The sequence below is a fragment of the Nocardia sp. X0981 genome, assembly GCF_977089955.1.
The window spans coordinates 4,140,315-4,158,721 of record NZ_OZ372435.1 but is presented as its reverse complement, the minus strand read 5'-3'; the positions used below and the strand labels follow the sequence as shown (position 1 = coordinate 4,158,721).

The 18,407-nt window shown below is 67.0% G+C and carries 16 protein-coding genes; 7 read left to right on the top strand and 9 right to left on the bottom strand.

Annotation, left to right across the window (positions count from 1 at the left end; all coding sequences use genetic code 11):
• Nucleotides 1-54 precede the first annotated feature (54 nt).
• The 5 genes from ACYR7D_RS18650 to ACYR7D_RS18630 form a co-directional block, all read right to left on the bottom strand.
• Nucleotides 55-951, bottom strand: coding sequence for a formylglycine-generating enzyme family protein (locus ACYR7D_RS18650; RefSeq protein WP_459550213.1), 897 nt, complete (start codon nt 949-951; stop codon nt 55-57).
• Between the two features lie 33 nt (nt 952-984).
• Nucleotides 985-3,465, bottom strand: a complete 2,481-nt coding sequence (locus tag ACYR7D_RS18645; protein WP_459545804.1) for a sulfatase-like hydrolase/transferase — start codon at nt 3,463-3,465, stop codon at nt 985-987.
• A complete protein-coding gene (locus ACYR7D_RS18640) occupies nt 3,462-3,752 on the bottom strand; it encodes a YgaP family membrane protein (protein ID WP_459545803.1) in 291 nt (96 codons plus the stop codon). Before ACYR7D_RS18640 ends, ACYR7D_RS18645 begins: the two co-directional genes overlap by 4 nt.
• A gap of 47 nt (nt 3,753-3,799) precedes the next feature.
• Entirely contained in the window at nt 3,800-4,069 is a 270-nt protein-coding gene (locus tag ACYR7D_RS18635; protein WP_033242907.1) for a metal-sensitive transcriptional regulator, read from the bottom strand.
• A 63-nt stretch (nt 4,070-4,132) separates the two neighbouring features.
• Nucleotides 4,133-6,265 carry an MMPL family transporter gene (locus tag ACYR7D_RS18630; RefSeq protein ID WP_033242908.1) on the bottom strand — a complete coding sequence of 711 codons (2,133 nt, stop codon included), beginning with the start codon at nt 6,263-6,265 and terminating at the stop codon, nt 4,133-4,135.
• Between the two features lie 176 nt (nt 6,266-6,441).
• Here ACYR7D_RS18630 and ACYR7D_RS18625 point away from each other — a divergent pair, with 176 nt between their 5' ends.
• From ACYR7D_RS18625 to ACYR7D_RS18610, 4 genes are all read left to right on the top strand, one after another.
• Nucleotides 6,442-7,062: a mycothiol-dependent nitroreductase Rv2466c family protein gene (locus ACYR7D_RS18625; RefSeq protein WP_033242909.1), complete on the top strand. Its 621-nt coding sequence runs from the start codon at nt 6,442-6,444 to the stop codon at nt 7,060-7,062.
• A 160-nt stretch (nt 7,063-7,222) separates the two neighbouring features.
• Nucleotides 7,223-7,666, top strand: coding sequence for a hypothetical protein (locus tag ACYR7D_RS18620; RefSeq protein WP_218000700.1), 444 nt, complete (start codon nt 7,223-7,225; stop codon nt 7,664-7,666).
• 126 nt (nt 7,667-7,792) lie between these two features.
• On the top strand, nt 7,793-8,776 hold the full coding sequence (locus ACYR7D_RS18615; RefSeq protein ID WP_459545802.1) for a universal stress protein: 984 nt from the start codon (nt 7,793-7,795) through the stop codon (nt 8,774-8,776).
• A gap of 58 nt (nt 8,777-8,834) precedes the next feature.
• Nucleotides 8,835-9,101 carry an SHOCT domain-containing protein gene (locus tag ACYR7D_RS18610; RefSeq protein WP_033242911.1) on the top strand — a complete coding sequence of 89 codons (267 nt, stop codon included), beginning with the start codon at nt 8,835-8,837 and terminating at the stop codon, nt 9,099-9,101.
• Between the two features lie 141 nt (nt 9,102-9,242).
• Here ACYR7D_RS18610 and ACYR7D_RS18605 read toward each other — a convergent pair whose 3' ends face one another.
• Genes ACYR7D_RS18605 through ACYR7D_RS18590 form a run of 4 tightly spaced genes read right to left on the bottom strand, consistent with a single transcriptional unit; the run spans nt 9,243 to nt 12,052 of the window.
• A complete protein-coding gene (locus ACYR7D_RS18605; RefSeq protein WP_033242912.1) occupies nt 9,243-10,037 on the bottom strand; it encodes an ABC transporter permease in 795 nt (264 codons plus the stop codon).
• Nucleotides 10,038-10,043: 6 nt separating this feature from the next.
• Complete coding sequence (locus ACYR7D_RS18600; RefSeq protein ID WP_033242913.1) at nt 10,044-10,925, bottom strand: ABC transporter ATP-binding protein; 882 nt, start codon at nt 10,923-10,925, stop codon at nt 10,044-10,046.
• Between the two features lie 13 nt (nt 10,926-10,938).
• Nucleotides 10,939-11,382, bottom strand: a complete 444-nt coding sequence (locus ACYR7D_RS18595) for an erythromycin esterase family protein (RefSeq protein ID WP_459545801.1) — start codon at nt 11,380-11,382, stop codon at nt 10,939-10,941.
• 7 nt (nt 11,383-11,389) lie between these two features.
• On the bottom strand, nt 11,390-12,052 hold the full coding sequence (locus tag ACYR7D_RS18590; RefSeq protein WP_033243129.1) for a DUF2267 domain-containing protein: 663 nt from the start codon (nt 12,050-12,052) through the stop codon (nt 11,390-11,392).
• Nucleotides 12,053-12,416: 364 nt separating this feature from the next.
• On the opposite strand from ACYR7D_RS18590, the gene ACYR7D_RS18585 reads away from it, so the two are divergent.
• The 3 genes from ACYR7D_RS18585 (at nt 12,417) to otsB (ending at nt 18,359) form a co-directional block, all read left to right on the top strand.
• Complete coding sequence (locus ACYR7D_RS18585) at nt 12,417-12,881, top strand: CBS domain-containing protein (RefSeq protein WP_063820646.1); 465 nt, start codon at nt 12,417-12,419, stop codon at nt 12,879-12,881.
• Complete coding sequence (locus ACYR7D_RS18580; protein WP_033242915.1) at nt 12,878-14,233, top strand: wax ester/triacylglycerol synthase family O-acyltransferase; 1,356 nt, start codon at nt 12,878-12,880, stop codon at nt 14,231-14,233. The genes ACYR7D_RS18585 and ACYR7D_RS18580 overlap by 4 nt, the downstream gene beginning before the upstream one ends.
• 151 nt (nt 14,234-14,384) lie before the next feature.
• Nucleotides 14,385-18,359 (top strand): trehalose-phosphatase, encoded by a 3,975-nt coding sequence (gene otsB, locus ACYR7D_RS18575; protein ID WP_459545800.1) that lies wholly within the window; start codon nt 14,385-14,387, stop codon nt 18,357-18,359.
• Nucleotides 18,360-18,407: the final 48 nt, after the last annotated feature.

Sequence of the window (18,407 nt, the reverse complement as noted above, 5' to 3'; positions counted from 1 at the left end):
GAAGGTCATCGAGGCCGTGGCGCAATGCCCGGGCCGCGCCCGGACCCCGGGGATTCAGGGTCGGATGATGCAGCGGAACCCCAGGTGACCGGTCGAGGTTTCCTCGGATTCCCCTTGGCGTGCCGCGGCCCGGTAGCGGAAACAGTAGTTCGGTGCGCACAGGTGCGAGCCGCCTTTGATCGTGCGCCGCGGATACGGTTCGCCCGGCGCCGAGTGCGCAGCGCCGGGGCGGCAGCAGGATCCGGCCGGCCGAGCATCGAGGCCGGCACCGGTGTGGTCGCGGGTGTGGAGATCGGCGGTCCACTCCCACACGTTGCCGGCCATATCGTTGAGACCGTAGCCGTTGGGGCGGAAATGCCCGACCGGTGAGGTGCGGGCGAAGCCGTCGTCGAGGGTGTTCTCCCAGGGAAAGCGACCGTGCCACACGTTGGCTGCCGGTCGCCAGCGCGGGCGGTGCTCGGCTCCCCACACGAACGGTTGACGGTCCAGCCCGCCGCGCGCGGCATACTCCCATTCGGCCTCGGTCGGTAGCTGTTTGCCTGCCCATTCGGCATAGGCGCAGGCGTCGAACCACGACATATGTGTCACCGGATGCCGGCGCCGCTCGCCGATACCGCTGCCCGGTCCTTCCGGGTTGCGCCACTGGGCGCCCGGGACGAATGACCACCACCGGGTGAGGTCGTCCAATCCGACCGGCCTTGGCGATGGGGTGAAGACCAGCGATCCCGCCACCAGTAGCGCCGGATCGGCGTCCGGGTAGTCCGCCGGATCCGGCGGGATCTCCGCGGTGGTCGTATATCCGCGGTCGCGGACGAAACGCTGGAACTGGGCCACGGTGACCGGGTTTCGGTCCATCCAGAATCCGTCCACGGCCACCTCGTGAACCGGGGACTCCTCGGGATAGAAATCGTCGGACCCCATCCAGAAACGGCCCGCAGGTATCCAGACCATATCCTTCGGGGCGGGCGTAGCGGGCACCGTCGTTTATTCGCGCGCGAACGCGGCCGCAGCCTCACGTTCGAGGTCGCGGTACTGACGGGCACTGACATCCACGGCCGCACCCAGGAGTTCACCTCCGGTGAACCGGAACGGGCTGCGGTAGAGCCGGCTGACCGCGTCTCCACTGTCGTAACCGACGCACAACCCGTCGCCCGCGAGGGTGAACGGCCCGGCTTGGGTACGTATCCGGTTCTCGGCGACCACCTGTTCACCGATGTGGAGCCGGCCGACGCCCAGTGACTCTCCGTACTCTCCCGTACCTTCCCGCGTGAATTCGAACCCGACGGTGAGGGGGCCGGCGGGGAGGGGCTCCGGTGAGACGAGGACCTGTTCGGGCTGGATGCCGAGAAAGTTGTACACGTAGTACAGCCGGCCTTCGAGGATGAACAAGGCATGGCCACCGAACCTCGAGCCGTGCGCGAACAGCACCCCCTCAGCGTTGCCGGTCAGCGAGACATCGGCGACGATCTTGTAGGACCGGCCACGAATATCGACCGCCACGGCTTCGGGCACCGGCGCGGTATCCGGATAGTAGACGTAACGGTCACGTGGCGGCTCGGCCAAGGGCCGCTCGAGGGTCAGCAATTCCAATGCGGTGCGATCGTCCAGCGGCAGAGCATCGTTGCGCTCGGCTTCCTCGAACCAGGCCGCGATCAGCTCATTCAGCTTCTCCGGATACTCACCGGACAGATCGTGCGCTTCGGCCCGGTCGCGATCGACGTGGTAGAGCTCCCAGCGATCGGAATCGAACCCGCCACGGCCGCTGAGCGGTGCGTGCAGCGCGGCCGCCTTCCATCCGTCTTCCCAGATTCCGCGCGTGCCCAGCATCGCGTAGTACTGGCGATGCTTGGTGGTGGGCGCCTCCGGCCGATCGAACGAATACCGCATGGACACGCCGCTCAACGGATGCTGTTGTACGCCTCGGTACACCGCGGGCATCTCCAGCCCGGCCGCCTCGAGGATCGTCGGCACGATATCGGTCGCATGGTGGTACTGGTGGCGCAGTTGCCCGCGAGCCGCGGTACCGGCGGGCCAGTGGATCACCAGCGGATCGCAGGTACCACCGGAGAACTGGGAGTAGCGTTTGAACATCTGGAACGGGGTCGAGAACGCGGCCGCCCAGCCGGTCGGGTAATGGTTGTAGGTCTGCGGGCTGCCGATCGCGTCGAGGTAGCGCATGTTCTCCGCGAGATCATCGGGATAGCCGTTGAAGAACTTGTTCTCGTTGACCGAGCCGTTGGGTGTCCCCTCCCCCGACGCACCGTTGTCGGCGCAATAGATGATCAGCGTGTTGTCCAGCTGACCCGTTTCCTCGAGATAGTCGATCAGCCGCCCGGTCTCGACATCGGTGTACTCCGACAGTGCGGCGAATGCCTCGGCCATGCGCGCGAAGAGCCGTTTCTCGTCGTCGTTGAGTTCCGACCACGGCCGTACGTGATCGGCCGGGTTGGCGACTTCGTCGCACTCCGGGGGGATGCGCCCAGCAGCACCGGGAAAGCCGTCGGTGGCTTCCATGATCGACCCGCATCGATTCAGGTTGTGGTTGCGGCCGGTGAGGAAGATCGACCGCGTCGGTGAACACAGCGCCGTCGTATGCCATTGGGTATAGGTCAACCCGTTGTCCGCCAGCCGTTGCAGCGTCGGCATCTGGATCCGTCCCCCGTAGGGTGCCCACGCATCCATCCCCGTGTCGTCGTACAGAATCACCAGAATGTTCGGCGCCCCGTCCGAGGCCGCGCGCGGTGTATACGGCCCCCAATCGGGTACGGAGTCACGCACGTCCAAGCCGATCCGTCCACCAAAGGGCGAGGTCATAGCCGTGAATGTTACCCGCATCACTGCTTGGTGTCCGGGACCGACGGTGACGTTTCGCCTCCGACCGTGAAGCCGGCCGCCGCACCGGTCACGATCTGCTCCCAGGTTCGTTTCCGGCTCCGGTCGACCGATGGACCGCTGCGTGGCGCCGAAGAAGTCCGCACGATTTCGGCTACTCCGGTCGTGTGGCCTGCCGGACCCCGGTGGCGTCGAGTCGCTGGTCGACGAGTCTGTCAGTTCCCGCTGGTTTGGAGGGAACCGATGGCAGCTTGCAGTTTCGTCGTTGCTTCCTCGGCGATCGGGGCGAGTGCCGGTTGCCCGGTGACCTGGACTATGAGGTTCGGGTTCATGGCTTCGACGAAAACGTCGGTGTCGTTGGCGGGGTCGCGACGGACGATGATTGCAGGGCAGTAGGAGCCCGACCTGGCGGTCGATACCGACGGCACGATGGGCCAGGGGCGGGTTGCAGGCGCCGAGGATCGGATAGTCCTCCATATCGTGGCCGAGTTTGGCCTCAAGGGTGGCGCGCATATCGATCTCGGTGAGGACGCCGAATCCTTGTTCGGACAGGGCGGCGCGGGTGCGTGCCACGGCATCGTCGAAGCTGGTGGTCAGTGTGGCAGACAAGGCGAGTGCAGTGGTCTCGGTCATCGGATCTCCTCACTTCCGGTATGCGTTGGATGATGATTGGACCGCGGGTTCACGCGCGGGGGCCCGGTGCGGCCGGCGGGTACACCCAGGCGTGTCATGATCAGGGTGGCCGGGCACCAGCCGACGACGCCGTAGAGCAGCAGGTTGGCGCCGACGAGCGCGGTCAGGATCAGCCACCACGGTGAGACGGTTGCGGCCAGTACGGTGCCGAGCAGGACCATCGTTGCGGCCAGCAGCGGAACGATTCGATCGATGGTCCATTCGCGGTGACGCACGAGTGTCGGCATGGTGGGCCGTCCTTTCACGAGCGGTGACGTCCCCGGCCCCGGTGGTGTCAGGCCAGGGCGAGGAACAGTTTTTCCAGTTCGTCGACGGTCAACGGGTCGGTGTCCTCCTCGCCCTGCCGGTCGAGGCATTCACGCAGACCGGTAGCGACGATCTTGAATCCGGCGCGGTCGAGCGCGCGGGACACCGCGGCGAGCTGGGTGACGACGTCTTTGCAGTCGCGGCCCGCCTCGATCATCGCGATCACGCCCGCGAGCTGGCCATGGGCGCGTCGTAAGCGGTTGAGCACGGGAGCGATGGTGTTTTCGTCGCCGATCATGGTGTCTTCTCCTGTTTTCGCAGTTCTGTCAACAATACCCCCTGGGGTATCAGTGGGTGGTGGTCAGTGGCTGAAGTTGATTGTCGGTAGGACTCGGCGTAGCCATCGTGGTGACCACCATGCGCCGTGGCCGGTCAGCCGCAGGACGACCGGGAGCAGCACCAGCCGGACGACGAGCGCGTCGAGCAGGACCGCGACGCCGAGGATGATGCCCATCTCCTTCGGTGGTAGGGGCTGGGCCAGCGCGAAGGTGAAGAACACCGCCACCATGACCGCTGCCGCGGCGAAGATGACACGGCCGGAGTGGGCCAACCCGTCGATATGGGCGGTTTTCGGATCTTTGGAATGCTCGTAGTGTTCTTTGGCGGTGGCCAGCAGGAACACCGTGTAGTCCATCGCGATCGCGAAGATCATCGCGAAGAAGAACACCGGCCCCCAGCCGTCGAGGAAACCCTGCGGGGTGAAACCCAGCAGGCCGGATCCGTGGCCGTCCTGGAAGATCAGTTTCGCCACTCCGAATGCCGCGGCCGTCGACAGCAGGCTGACCAAGGTGCCCAGCGCTGCGATGAGCGGGGCCTGCAGGGCGACCAGCAACAGTACGAAGCCCAGCACGAGGATCACCGTGACGATGACCGGCAGGTAATTGTCGAGGGCCTGCTGCAGATCCAGGTTCTCGGCCGGGGCGCCGCCGACAAGGGCCTGGTCGGGTAGTTGTGCGCGCAGATCGTCGAGGATGGTGCCCATACGTTCATCGGAGGGGTCGACCTCGGGTAGTGCCTGCAGCATCACCAGCTCCGATCCGTCGCCGGCAGGCTGGGCGGGTGTGACCATGGCGATGCCCTCGGCCGCCGCGGCCTTGTCCGCGGTCTCGATGGCGCTTTCGGCCGGAGTCACGATCTGCAACGCTCCCGGCGCACCGGGCCCCAGCTGTCGCTGTACCAGCTCATAGCCCTGACGCACCGGGGCATCGGCGGGCACGACCTGAATCGAGGGCATGGCGACCTTCAGTCCGAACACCGGTATCGCCAGCCCGATCAGCACCGCCAGCGCCGCGATGGCAAACGGCCACGGGTGGTTGAGCAGAATCTCGCCCCACCGGGCAAAACGCGGCGACCGATGATGCTGCCGCTTCGCATACGGCAGGGCACCGGCGTTGATCTTGGATCCGAGCGCGCCCAGCGCTGCGGGCAGCAGTGTCACCGTCGCGGCGAGCACGAAGATCACGGCCAGCATGATGCCCACGGCCATCGTGCGCACCGCCGGCGCGGGCACCAGCAGCACCGCCGACAAACTCACCACCACGGTGGCGCCCGACAGCACCACGGCTTTGCCTGCGGTGTCCATCGTTTCGGCCACAGCACGCCCGGTATCGGTCGTCTTGCTCAAGGCGTCGCGGAAACGGGCGACGATGAACAAAGCGTAGTCGATGCCCAGGGCCAGGGCGAACATCATCGCGAAGTTCATCGCCCACACCGAGATCGGGGTGATCTCGTTCAACAGCACCAGCCCTCCCGCCGACGCCACCAACCCCGCGACGGTCAGCAACAACGGCAGGCCCGCAGCCACCAGTGACCCGAATGCCAGCACCATGATCGCCAGCGTCACCGGCCAGGAGAACAATTCGGCTTTGATCATCGCGTCGTGGTTGGCCTTGTTGAAGTCGCTCCACAGCGCCGACGCGCCGGTCGGATAGACCTCCACACCCTCGCCCGACAGCGCGGTCAACGCTTCTTTGTGGTCGTCGACCGCCCGGACCATGTCATCGGTGGACGCATTCGCGCCGGCGACAACGATGCCGGTGTGCCTGTCCGGACTGATCGTCATCCCCGGCTGCGGCACCACCACACCGGCGAAGCGGTCGTCTCCGGCGAACTCGGTGGCCACCTCGGCCACTATCCGCTGCACCGCAGGGCTGTCGACGGTGGCGGTGTCGGAGTGCACGACCACCTGTACGGCCGCGGAGGAATTCCCACCGAAATGCTGCTGGGCCAGTTCACGCACCTGCACCGACTCCGACCCCTCGGCCTGCCATCCGGCTCCGGCCAGCGAGGTGAACACACTCGGCGCGGCCGCGCCGAGAGCGACGAGAACCACCAGCCACACCCCGAACACCCAGCGGGCACGCCCGGCCATCGCCGCGCCGAGTCGCGCCAGCGGACCACCGGTCGCTGCGCCGACGCCCGCCCGTCCGGTCATCGTCTCCGTCACCGCTGTACCTCCACCTCTTCCGATCACTCCCACCCCACCTTTCATACCCCCGGGGGTATATTCGAGTTCCGATAATACCCCTGGGGGTATATTGAGCAAGTGAGGGAGGCGATCGCTTCCCGTGTAGTCCGCTCACCGGCCGGAGCCCGCGAAGGCGGACAGTGATGGCAGAGATCGATTTGTACGTGGACCCGGTGTGCCCGTTCGCCTGGGTGACAGCCCGCTGGCTGCTCGACACCGCACGTGGCGAACACGCGGTGGCCGTGAAACAGATGAGTCTGGCGGTACTCAACGACGGCCGGGCCGTCGACGCCGGCCACGAACCGATGATCAGCCGTTCACGCCGGTTCGGGCGCGTGTTCGCTGCCGTCGAACAGCGCCACGGCCCCTCAGGCTTCGTTTCTCTCTACCTGGCGCTGGGCCCGCGGCTGCATCCGCGAACACCCGAGACCGATGACGATGCCGCCGCCGCGGCGGCCCTCGCCGAGGCCGGCCTGGAATCGACCCTTCTTGCCGCTCTCGACGACGCCTCGTTCGACGCGCCGGTCGCCGATGCACACCAGGCCTCACAGCAGGCTCTCGGTGGTCGAGGCGGCAGCCCCATCATCGCGATCGACGGGCAGGGATTCGGTGGGCCCGTACTCACCGCACCGCCAGCTCCTCACCGCGCCACCGCACTGCTGCGCGCAGTGATAGACGCCGCGACCACACCCGAATTCGCCGCGCTGCAACGCCCCTACCAAGGCCCGCCGGCATTCACCACCGGCGAGCGCACTGTCCACTGAGTGCCGCACCGCAGTGTCCTGCCCAACAGGCGGTCGAGCAGCCACGATGCCAGAACGCGGTGCTTCCCGACCTCGGCCGACGTCGTGAATCGAGGATTACAACTCTGACCTGCACCGGTTCACTGGCGCACTACAACGAACGCAATCTTGCGTTTCCGCTGTGGTGGTGGCGTCGGTCGATTACTGTCCCCCTCGGAAGCGATACTCCGTTTCATTCAACAAGTTCAAGGGGGATTTGATGGTTGAGCGAAATATGTCGGGGTCGGTGGAAAGCAGAGATTCTCCGGATACTGCGGCGCAGCGTCCGATCCTGCCGGGTGTGCCCGCGATTCTCAGTGTTTTCCAGGGGCGAAGCTATGAAGACGATCAACTGCTGCGGTGGGCTCATGCACTGGCGAAACTGCACGACCGGCGGGTCGGGGTCGACGCCTCGACCTGGCTCACCGAGATCGATCACCGGCGTCGAGAACTGATCGAAGAAATCGACAGTTGGTGTCTGCAGACCTCATCCGCCGATACAGCCGATCGCGGCGAGACCGTCGGCGACGTAATCGACCGCTTGGCGCAAGGTTGGGTCAGCGCCAACCAGCCGATCACGGCCTGAGCCGCCGCTGTGGAGCCGGCCCGGGCCCGGCAGAAACGAGTCCCGGCCCGGCGATGTGGTCGACGTGGCTCACCGGTCATGCCGGCCGGGTGTGCAGGCGACCGAAGTCCCGGCCACGGGTGACGAATGACAGCCGCGGTGGCTTGTCCTACCGGCTTAGTCTCGAAAGGATCGCAGCTCCGGAGCCCGAAGGACAGCCGTCATGGACAGTTCCGCACAGTCACCCGAGTCGTCCCTGACGATCGTTGTCGGAGCCGACACTCCGAGCCGTCCGAACTCGCCGTGCGGTGGGCAAGCCGAACCGCCTCCCGACGCGGCTGGCGGTTACGCATCGTGCACGGATACAACCTGGCTGCCGCGCGTTCCCTCACCGGCGTCTACGACCAGATGGAGCCACCTGTGCTCGAGGCGGCGTATCGCCGCGGAAACGACTGCGTGGAGCGCGCCCGCTCGCTGGCACTGCAGATCGATCCTTCGCTGACGGTGGAGACCGAACTGTCCGATGCGGAGCCCTCGCGTCTGCTGGTGGAAGAGTCCGCCTCCGCGGAACTGACCGTGATCGGCGCCGCCGGAGAAGGATCCACCCTGGCCCATCTCGGATCCACTCTGCTCGCGGTCACCAGCCACGGCCACGGGAAGATCGTGGTGGTGCGCGGGCACGAAACCGAATCGAGTACCGGCCGTGAACGGCCCGTCGTCGTAGGCCTCGACGGAACTGCGGCAAGTAACGCCGCCGCGGCCGCCGCATTCGCCGAAGCAGACCTGGTGCGGGCGCCCGTGGTTGCACTACACACCTGGCACGACCTGCGTTTCCACTGGTTCGCCGGCATGCCCGAAACCATCGACGATCCCGACATCGCCGCTGCAGCGGACGCGCAGATGAGCGAGTGGCTCGCCGAGTGGACGGAGAAATACCCTGACGTCGAGGTGATCCGCAAGATCTATCTGGCCGGCCCGGACCTGCACCTGCTCGACTGGTCCAAGTCGGCGCAGCTCGTCGTGGTGGGCAGCCGTGGCCGCGGCGGTTTCCGTGGTCTGCTCATGGGCTCCACCAGCAACATCGTCGTGCAACGAGCCCACTGCCCGGTCCTCGTTGCCCACCAGAGCTGACCGGCGGCCGCCGAGCCGGCTACCGCTGAGAAAACCCTGGTCGTGCGAGGAGGAAGGCATGCATTGGTATGACCACGGAATGAACGGCTGGGAAACCACGCTGATGATCGCCACAGTGGTGTTACTCGCGGTGCTGGTCGCCCTCGCGGTGTTCGCCGTCGTCCGTGCCCTCACGGCACCCTCGTGGGCTCCCCCACATCCTCGGGGCGATGCTCCAGCGGATCCGGAAGCAGTCCTTTCCGAACGCTTCGCCCGCGGGCAGATCGATGAAGACGAGTGCAGGGTCCGGCTCGACGTCCTCCGGCGCAACCGCCCGCCCGGGTGAACTCGTAGCCGCCGCCTGCGGAAAGACCACACGCGAGTGGTGACCGCGGCTCAGAGTCCGCCGTGCAACCCAACCCGCGCCGGCGGCGCGCGGTGTGCACCGGATACGGTGACGATGCACCGCTCCTCAGGGCCCGGCCGCTCAGACTCCGGCGATGTCACGGCGATCGAAGATCGGAAGCCCCGCCGCCAGCACCAGAACCCCGGCGAGCAGCAGCCAGCCATAGGCGGCGGGGAGACCGGCACCCATCGGCCCACCTTCTATGGCTTGGTGAAACGGTGACAGCGGCCCCCAGGGGCGCACTGCCTCGACGAGCTTGCTCGCTACATACAGAACATAGGCCGCGACCGCGAAGACCGACGTGACGGCCGCTGCCAGTACACGGCGGCCGGTCGCTGCACCGATCGCCAGGGCGAGCAGGCCGAACTCGATACCGATGAGCACCATCGACAGTGCTCCGGTCATCGCCGAACCGATGGTGACCCCCAGACCGAACACCGCCGAGAACACCACCACCGCGCCACACAGCACCACCCCCACCGTCAGGACTGCGCTGACCAGCACGGCCGCTTGCTCGAGCATGAGCCGCACCGGCGAGACCCTGGTCACCAGCAGTACCTCCAGTGTCCCGCGTTCTTCCTCGCCCGCGATCGCCTTGGCACCGCGTCCGACCGCGAAGACCAGGAACAGGATCGGTAACAGCATGCTGAACAGTTCGACGTTGAGAAAGCCAGTACCCGTCCCGAATGCCTCCAGGTCGAACAGTTCGCGCAGCGCTTCGGGGTAACTCTCCACGATGTCCTGCATTCCTGCCATTCCCGAGATCGACGGCCACAAGGCGCTTTCCAACAGCACCAGCGCCACCCCGCCGATGCTCCAGCCGAGAAGACCGCGGCGTTGATCACGCAGAGATTTCAGATACACGCTGCTCAGCATGGTATTTCAGTCCTGTCCATAGTGGCCGAGAAAGATCTCTTCGAGGTCGGGGTCATGGCTCACGATGTCGACCACTTCATAGGGTGCGATCGTCTTGAGCAGCTCGGCGGTGGAGCCCTGTACTTCGATCTGCATTCGCTGCGAGTCCTCACGCACCTGCCGGACCCCTGCCAGACCACGCAACCCGGCCGGATCCGGTGGCCGGGCGCCGAAGGTCACATCGAGGCGCCGCAGTGTCCGGCCCGTGAATTCGGCGACGGTCCCGACGTCGATGAGCCGGCCCCTGCGCAGCATCCCCACGCTGTCGGCGACCGCTTCCACCTCAGACAGCACGTGCGACGACAGGAAGACTGTGCACCCGTTGTCGCGGAATTCGCGCACCATGGCCAGAAATTCCCGCTGGACCAAGGGGTCCAGGCCCGTGGTCGGCTCGTCGAGCAACAGCACATCCGGTTCGGTCATGAACGCCTGCACGATGCCGACCTTCTGCCGGTTCCCGTGCGACATCGCACCGATGCGGGTAGAGAGGTCGAGTTCGAGACGTTCGGCGATACCGCGGCGTCGCTTCGGGGCGACACCACCGTGCAGGTTCGCCAGATAGTCCAGGTACTGCTCGCCGGTCAGGTCGGGGTAGGCGACGAATTGGCCCGGCAGATACCCGATGTGGTGTTGCGCTTTCTCCCGCTCCCGCACCGTGTCGGCGCCGCAGATCCGCGCGCAACCGCGCGTGGGTCGCATCAAACCGGCCAGGATGCGGATGGTGGTGGTCTTGCCTGCCCCGTTGGGTCCGACGTATCCGAAGACCACACCCGCCGGTATCTGCACGCTCACATCGTCGAGTGCCACCGTGCGCCGGTACGCCTTGCTCAATCCGGCGAGCTCTATCATCGCCGCCGCCTCTCTATCGTTCTCGGGAGCGTTGTGGCTGTCCCGTGCGGCCGCGGCACAAGCCACTGCGCTCACAGGCCTGTGGCATGGTGCCCGCATCACGGCGGCTGTCCGGTTCCAGTGGTTGCACAGCGGTGGTGCGGTCGATATGGATCACCGCGTCGAACTGCTGGGTGGTGCGGGCACGGAAGTAGTGGTTCTGCCGCTCGGTGCCCGGGCTGTAGACCATGCCGATCGCGCGTTGTATCCGCGGTGTGCTCAACAGTTCGGCGGCAGGACCCGGGATGTCGAGGCGAAGCAGGAATTCCGGGTTGCCAGTGTCGTGCAGCAGCCCTTCGAGGCTGGACGGCAGCAGCTCGCGCACGGTATCCCGCTGGGCCGTACCAACAAGCCACCCACTCACCGGCGGCGGTGACCGTGCCGGAGCTGGGCCCAGCGACACCGTTGGCTGCAGCATGCTCATCTCACTCCGTCGCGTGCTGATCCACCAGCCCCTCTGCCAGCAGGATGCGGTGCGCCGACTGCGCTGCCGTGGCGACCCGTTGTTCGTCGGCGGGCAGCGACGGCAACTGTTCGAGTCCACGGGCCAGCACAGCGACCGCTTCTCCCAGCACCCGGACCTGCTGGGCGAGATCGTGCTCGCGCTGCGCAGCGCGCAGGGCACGGACCGGCGGCACCGTCCTGGCCGCGGTGGTCTCGCCGAGGAAATCGCCCCACAGGGCTATATCCAGCGGCGCGGGCAGAACGGCGAAGATCCTGTCGAGCTGACCGGGCGCGAACAGCCGATCCAACGACCGTGTGATCTTCCCGGCGACCACGACAACATCGTCACGGTCGATCCGGGCCTCCTCGGCGAACTGGTCGATGAACGAGGCGACACCGTGGCGAACCGGGACCTTGGCCGGTATCCAGCCCTCGTACCACATCCCGCGAAGCACCTCGGGAAGTTGCGCGGTCACGTGGGCAGAGTTGGACACCCCGACCCGGTCGCGGACCGCATGCATCCATGCGCGCAGAGCGCGGAGGGCGAAATGGCGGTCCTTGGTGCCCAGGCCGTCGGCGATAGTGCTCAGCCAGGCGTGCGCGGTGTGAACTTCCGCGGCCAAAGGATCGGTGCGATGCGCCATACCATTGCCTTCCTCACGGGGTCCGAGATACCGGCTGGGGTGCTTCTCCAGCATCGATTCCGGCGCCCGCCCCGGCCGCAGGGCCGGAAGTCGCCGATAGACAGGGAAATGGTCCCGACCGCTGCACCGGACACGTGGTCGAATCCCGCCGGACGCGATCGGTTCGACACGGCCATCCCTCGAAGCGCCTGATACGACCGCCACGGGCGATCACCCGATGCGAGCCGGCCCGTCCTGTTGTCGAGAACCCAGCCCGGTGTCTTTCCCTGCACGAGCAGTGACTTTGTGCCCTGCCAGGACAGCACCGGGGCCGGTGATGCTGAAACGGCAGCAGCCGCGCCCCCGCACGTTGGGAGATCCCGCGATGAACCCGGTTCGATCCCACATGCACCGCGACGTCATCTGTCTCGGGCAGAGCGCGACCGTGACAACAGCGGCCCGGCAGATGCGGCAGCATGGCATCGGATCGCAAGCGGTGTACGACGGGCAAGACAAAGACCACCCGATCGGCCTCGTGACCGACCGCGACATCGTCATGATGTGCCTTGCCGAGGGGTACGATCCTGATAGCTGGGCCGCCGGGGACCCGTTCGAGGGAACGATGCTGCGCAGCATCGTTATCGACAGCGATGCGCAGACGGTGATGCAGCGCTACCGGATCCGCCGGCTTCCGGTGACCGAACAGGGCCGGCTCGTCGGCATACTCACCGAGACCGATATCGCCCGCGCCCTGCCGGACGAAACCGTCGGTCGGTTCGTCGACACAGTCTCCGAAGCCCCATCGCAGTCCGGGCGGGCGCCCGCGGCACCGGAGCACGACAGCTTATGAGCCGCCTGCACCCCCTCGATTCGGCCTTCCTGTACATCGAAGACGCCGACGGGACCGCTGATGTCGGCATCGGCATCGCCACGGTGCTGGACGGGCGAGCACCTTCGCAGCCAGAACTCATCGAACGTCTCCAACAGCGCGTCGACCGCGATCCACGGCTACAGCAGCGAGTCCACCGGACGCCCTTGGACCTGCAGGCACCCCGATGGGTCGACGACCCCGACTTCGACCTGACACGGCACCTGCGGTGGCGCGCATTGCCGCAACCACGCGGGAAACAGGAGCTCTATGACCTGATCGCCGCAGAGTCGACCGAGAAATTCGACCGGAACCACCCGCTGTGGCGCTGCCTGGTCATCGAGGAATACGGCGTCGATCAATGGGCGCTGCTGTTCGTGGCACACCACACGATGGTCGACGGTATGGCCGGCATGCGGTTGTTCGAACAACTCTGCGATGACACGGACGACCACCCCGACCACCCGACACCCGGGCCGCCGCCCACGATTTCCACCGTCCAGAGCCTCGCCACTGCCGGCGCACGCGTAGCGACCGTCGCGGCCCGGGGCGCCGGGAGCCTGGTCCGCAACGCGGTACCCCTGACCTGGGCACTGCTACCAGCCGGGAACGGCTCACTGGGCGCCGAGGAGCTCGGGCCCCGGCGCCGCTACGGTGTCGCGGAATCGAATCTGGCCGACATCCGGAATATTTGTGCCGCGTTCGAGGTCACCGTCAACGATGTCGCGGTTGCAGCGGTCACCGGTGCGGTGCGGTCGGTGTTGATCGCCCAAGGCCGTGATCCGGCCACCGAGCACCTGCGCATCCTCGTTCCGGTCTCCACCCGGCCGGCCCGGTCCGGAGACGGACTCGGCAACGTCGTCGCTGCCCTCACCCCGCAGCTGCCGCTGGATGCCGCAACCGCTCGCCAGCGCCTCACCCGAGTACACCAGCGGGTGGCCCGGCAACGGACGACCGGCGAAGTGGAAGCCGAAGAGCTGGCGCTCGGCGTCGCGGCGCTGCTACCGACAGCGCCGGTGGCCGCCGCGCTCCGGTTCGCGGCGCGCTACCGGCAGCAGGCCGTCGGCGCACTGGTCACCAACGTGATCGGACCACAGGACACACTGTCATTCCTCGGGCGCGCCGTGCTCGACGCGTTCGCGCTGCCGCCGCTGGCCATGCGCATCGGCTTGGCGGTCGCGGTCACCAGCTACCACGGCCTGCTGCGGTTCGGCGTGCTCAGCGACTACGACAGCGTGCTGCCCGGCGAACAGATCGCCGCCGCAATCGAGACAGACCTCGCCGAGATGTCGCGCTGCGCCCAACAGTGCGACCCGCTGCTGCGGCCACCCTGACCACTGTTCACAGCCGGTCGGCGAAACGGTCTTGCCACCAGCGACCAACCCGGTTGGCAAGACCGTCTCCGAGTCTGTGCGGGCTCGCGGTGCACCGGTTGACGACTTCTTGCCCTATCCGCCGGCCACCGCGGTGGTGCAGGCTGACGAGGTGACCAACGGTGCAGACACCGCGACCGTGATCGACACACGTCGCTACGACGCCGTCGTATTCGACCTCGACGGCGTCGTCACCGACACCGCGTCGGTGCACGCGGCGGCGTGGACCGAACTGTTCGACACCTACCTCGACCGGCCCGGCGCGACCGCGGGCCAGGACCGTTCGCCGTTCACCCCCGACGACTATCTCCGCCACGTCGACGGCAAACCGCGCTACCGCGGCGTCGCCGACTTCCTGGCCTCCCGCGGCATCAGCCTCCCGTGGGGCGAGCCCACCGATGCTGAGACCGCGGAGACAGTGTGTGGACTGGGCAACCGCAAAGATCGCCTGTTCCGCGAGCGGGTCGTCCGCGACGGCGTGCGCGTGTTCGAGACCACGGTCTCGCTGATCCGGCGGGTGCGGTCACTGGGGATGGCGACCGGCGTCTTCTCCGCCAGCCGCAACCTCGACTACCTCCTCACCGCCGCCGGGCTCACCGGAGTATTCGACGCCCGCATCGACGGAATCGACGCCGAACAACTCGGTCTCGCGGGCAAACCGGACCCGGCGACCCTGCTCGAGACCTGCCGCCGGCTGGACAGCGCACCGGACCGCACCGTGGTCGTCGAAGACGCGGAAGCGGGTGTCGCGGCCGGCCGTGACGGCGGTTTCGGGCTCGTCGTCGGCGTCGACCGCGGCGGACACGCCGACCGGCTGCGGGCGTGCGGCGCCGACATCGTTGTCGACGATCTGTCCCGGATCCGAGCCCGCGGCGGATTCCGGCGCGTATCCGATGTTCCCGATGCCCTCGCGTTCTGGTCGCGCATCACCGACCAGCTCAGCGGCGAAACCCCGGCGGTCCTGCTCGATTTCGACGGCACACTGTCCGATATCGTGCCTGAGCCGGCCGCCGCCCACCTCGTCGCGGAGATGAAAGACGTGCTCGAAGAACTGGCGGCGCGCTGCCCCGTCGCCGTCATCAGCGGACGCGAGCTCGACGATCTCCGCGGCCGCGTCGACGGTGCCGGGCTCTGGTACGCCGGCAGCCACGGATACGAACTACTCGCCCCCGACGGCACCCGCCATACCGCCGCGATCCCGGCGGGCACCGAGCAGGCGCTGGCGGAGGCGGCGGACAAGCTGCACCGCGATTTGTGCGATATTCCGGGTGTGCTGGTCGAGCACAAGCGGTTCGCGGTCGCCACCCACTACCGCAACGTCGCACCCGGCGATATCGGCCCCGTCGTGGCCGCGGTACACGCCGCGGGACGCGCGCACGGACTGCGGGTGACCGGCGGCCGCAAAGTGATCGAATTGCGGCCGGACACCGACTGGGACAAAGGCGCCGCGCTGCGCTGGATCGTCGAGCGCCTGCCCGGCGCGGTGTTCCCGGTCTACATCGGCGACGACCTGACCGACGAGGACGCCTTCGACGCCGTAGAAGCCGACGGGCTGGGCGTGGTGGTCCGCAGCAACGAAAGCATCACGCGCGCAACAGCGGCCGGATTCTCCCTAGCCGAACCCACCCGGGTCCGCGATTTCCTGCATCGGCTCACCCGGTTGCTGGCCGCCGGTGCCGAGGCCCCGGTGCCCCCGTCGTGGACGATCACCTTCGACGGCTACGACCCGGCGAAAGAAAAACTGCGCGAAGCGTTGTGCACTGTCGGCAACGGTTACTTCGCCACCCGCGGCGCGGCACCGGAATCGGTGGCAGGTGATCTCCACTACCCGGGCACCTATCTCGCCGGCCTGTACAACCGGCTCCACGACCGCGTCGCCGGCCGGGAGATCGACAACGAAAGCCTGGTCAACGTCCCGAATTGGCTACCGGTGACCTGGCGCATCGGCGACGGCGACTGGTTCGATATCGACCGCGCCGACCTGCTGACCTACCGGCAACAGCTGGATCTGCGCCGGGCAGAACTCGTGCGCTGCTTCCGGTACCGTGACGCGCAAGGCCGCATCACGGACGTCACCGAGCGCCGCTTCGCCGCCATGCACCGCCCGCACCTGGGCGCGCTGCAGACCACGATCGTCGCCGAGAACTGGTCGGGACCGATGCAGATCCGCGCAACCGTCGACACCGCGATCGCCAACACGCTCGTGGCCCGCTACCGCGGACTGTCGAGCAAACACCTGACCACAGCCCACGGCAGGCAATTGTCCACCGACGCGGTCCTTGTCCGAACCCGGACGAACGCGGCAGGGCTGCCGCTGGCGATGGCCCTGCGCACCGTGGTGCGCAAACATGGTGATGCCCTCGAAGCCAAGCGACGATACCTGCACCACGACGGTGCGTTCGGACACCAGTTCAGCCTCGATATGGCGGCGGGAGAACCGATCTCGCTCGAAAAGACCATGGCGGTATCCACCGGCCGCGATCCCGCAACCGGCGACCCCGGCGAGGCCGCGGCCGGCCGGCTCGACGAATTCGCCGGCTACACCGAACTCCGCGCGGGCCATATTCTGGCGTGGGACCGGATCTGGGCGCGGCTGCGCATCGACCTCGACGGCGCGACCCACCCGGTGCAAATCGTGCGCCTGCACCTGCTGCACGTCATCCAGACCCTGTCCCCCAACACCGTCGACCTCGATGTCGGTGTCCCGGCGCGCGGGCTGCACGGCGAAGCGTATCGAGGACACGTGTTCTGGGACGAACTGTTCATCTTCCCCGTACTCAACCCCCGCTTCCCCGCGCTGACCCGATCCCTGCTGCGATATCGCTACCGGCGCCTACCGCAGGCACGGCGCGACGCAGCGCAGGCGGGATACGCCGGGGCAATGTTTCCCTGGCAGTCCGGTAGCGACGGCCGAGAGGAAAGCCAGCGCATGCACCTCAATCCGCTGTCGGGGCGCTGGAATCCCGATCCCAGCCATCGTGCCCACCATATCGGCAGCGCCGTTGCCTACACGGTCTGGCAGTACTATCAGGCCACCGGCGATATCGATTTCCTCACCGAATACGGTGCCGAGATGCTGGCCGAGATCGCCCGCTTCTGGGCCAGCCGTACCGAATTCGACCCCGACCGCGGCCGCTACAGCATCCGAGGCGTCATCGGCCCCGACGAATTCCACTCGGGATACCCGCACGCCCCGCAGGACGGTATCGACGACAACGCCTACACCAACATCATGGCGGCCTGGACAATCCTGCGTGCCCTCGACGCCCTCACCGCACTGCCGCCACTGTCGCGGGCAGAGCTGCTGGACGCACTGTCGCTGACACCGGACGAGCTGCAACGCTGGCAGGATGTCGTGCACCGGATGTACGTGCCGTTCCACGACGGTGTCATCAGCCAATTCGACGGCTACGACCGGTTACGCGAGCTGGACTGGGAGCACTATCGGCGCCGGTACGGCAATATCCAACGGCTCGACCGCATCCTGGAAGCAGAAGGCGAGAACATCAACAGCTACCGCGCCGGGAAACAGGCCGACGTCCTGATGCTGTTCTACCTGTTCTCCGCCGATGAGCTGCGGGCACTGCTCGACCACCTCGGCTACGCCCTGCCACCGGAGATGATCCCCCGCACCGTCGAGTACTACCTGTCCCGCACCTCCCACGGTTCGACACTGAGCGCTCTGGTGCACGCCTGGGTTCTGGCGCGTGCGCATCGCGAACGGGCCGTGGAGTACTTCGAATCGGTCCTGGAATCCGATATCGCCGATATCCAAGGCGGCACCACGGCCGAGGGCATCCACCTCGCTGCCATGGCCGGTAGCGCCGACCTGCTCCAACGCTGTTTCACCGGCCTGGAAATGCGCGAGGACCAACTCGTCTTCTGCCCCTCGTGGCCACACGCGCTGGGGCCGCTGTCGTTCCCCATGGTGTACCGGGGCCACCGGCTCACGGTGCACGTCAGCGGCCAGGGCGTGGAGCTCGGCTCCCATCCCGGGCCCGCGGCACCGATCACCGTCACCTGCCGAGACGAAAGCGTCGAACTCGCCGCCGGAAACACAGTGCGGTTTCCCAACGCGGCGTGCTAGCGGCCACGACAGCGCAGAGAGCCGGGGCCCGCCGGAGGACAGCGCGCA

What these genes read in the sequence shown, in the direction of transcription:
- ACYR7D_RS18650 (WP_459550213.1), bottom strand. Translation starts at nt 951, where the DNA reads ATGGTCTGGATACCTGCGGGCCGTTTCTGGATGGGGTCCGACGATTTC.
- ACYR7D_RS18645 (WP_459545804.1), bottom strand. Translation starts at nt 3,465, where the DNA reads ATGACCGAGACCACTGCACTCGCCTTGTCTGCCACACTGACCACCAGC.
- ACYR7D_RS18640 (WP_459545803.1), bottom strand. Translation starts at nt 3,752, where the DNA reads ATGCCGACACTCGTGCGTCACCGCGAATGGACCATCGATCGAATCGTT.
- ACYR7D_RS18635 (WP_033242907.1), bottom strand. Translation starts at nt 4,069, where the DNA reads ATGATCGGCGACGAAAACACCATCGCTCCCGTGCTCAACCGCTTACGA.
- ACYR7D_RS18630 (WP_033242908.1), bottom strand. Translation starts at nt 6,265, where the DNA reads ATGACCGGACGGGCGGGCGTCGGCGCAGCGACCGGTGGTCCGCTGGCG.
- ACYR7D_RS18625 (WP_033242909.1), top strand. Translation starts at nt 6,442, where the DNA reads ATGGCAGAGATCGATTTGTACGTGGACCCGGTGTGCCCGTTCGCCTGG.
- ACYR7D_RS18615 (WP_459545802.1), top strand. Translation starts at nt 7,793, where the DNA reads ATGACAGCCGCGGTGGCTTGTCCTACCGGCTTAGTCTCGAAAGGATCG.
- ACYR7D_RS18610 (WP_033242911.1), top strand. Translation starts at nt 8,835, where the DNA reads ATGCATTGGTATGACCACGGAATGAACGGCTGGGAAACCACGCTGATG.
- ACYR7D_RS18605 (WP_033242912.1), bottom strand. Translation starts at nt 10,037, where the DNA reads ATGCTGAGCAGCGTGTATCTGAAATCTCTGCGTGATCAACGCCGCGGT.
- ACYR7D_RS18600 (WP_033242913.1), bottom strand. Translation starts at nt 10,925, where the DNA reads ATGATAGAGCTCGCCGGATTGAGCAAGGCGTACCGGCGCACGGTGGCA.
- ACYR7D_RS18595 (WP_459545801.1), bottom strand. Translation starts at nt 11,382, where the DNA reads ATGCTGCAGCCAACGGTGTCGCTGGGCCCAGCTCCGGCACGGTCACCG.
- ACYR7D_RS18590 (WP_033243129.1), bottom strand. Translation starts at nt 12,052, where the DNA reads ATGGCGCATCGCACCGATCCTTTGGCCGCGGAAGTTCACACCGCGCAC.
- ACYR7D_RS18585 (WP_063820646.1), top strand. Translation starts at nt 12,417, where the DNA reads ATGAACCCGGTTCGATCCCACATGCACCGCGACGTCATCTGTCTCGGG.
- ACYR7D_RS18580 (WP_033242915.1), top strand. Translation starts at nt 12,878, where the DNA reads ATGAGCCGCCTGCACCCCCTCGATTCGGCCTTCCTGTACATCGAAGAC.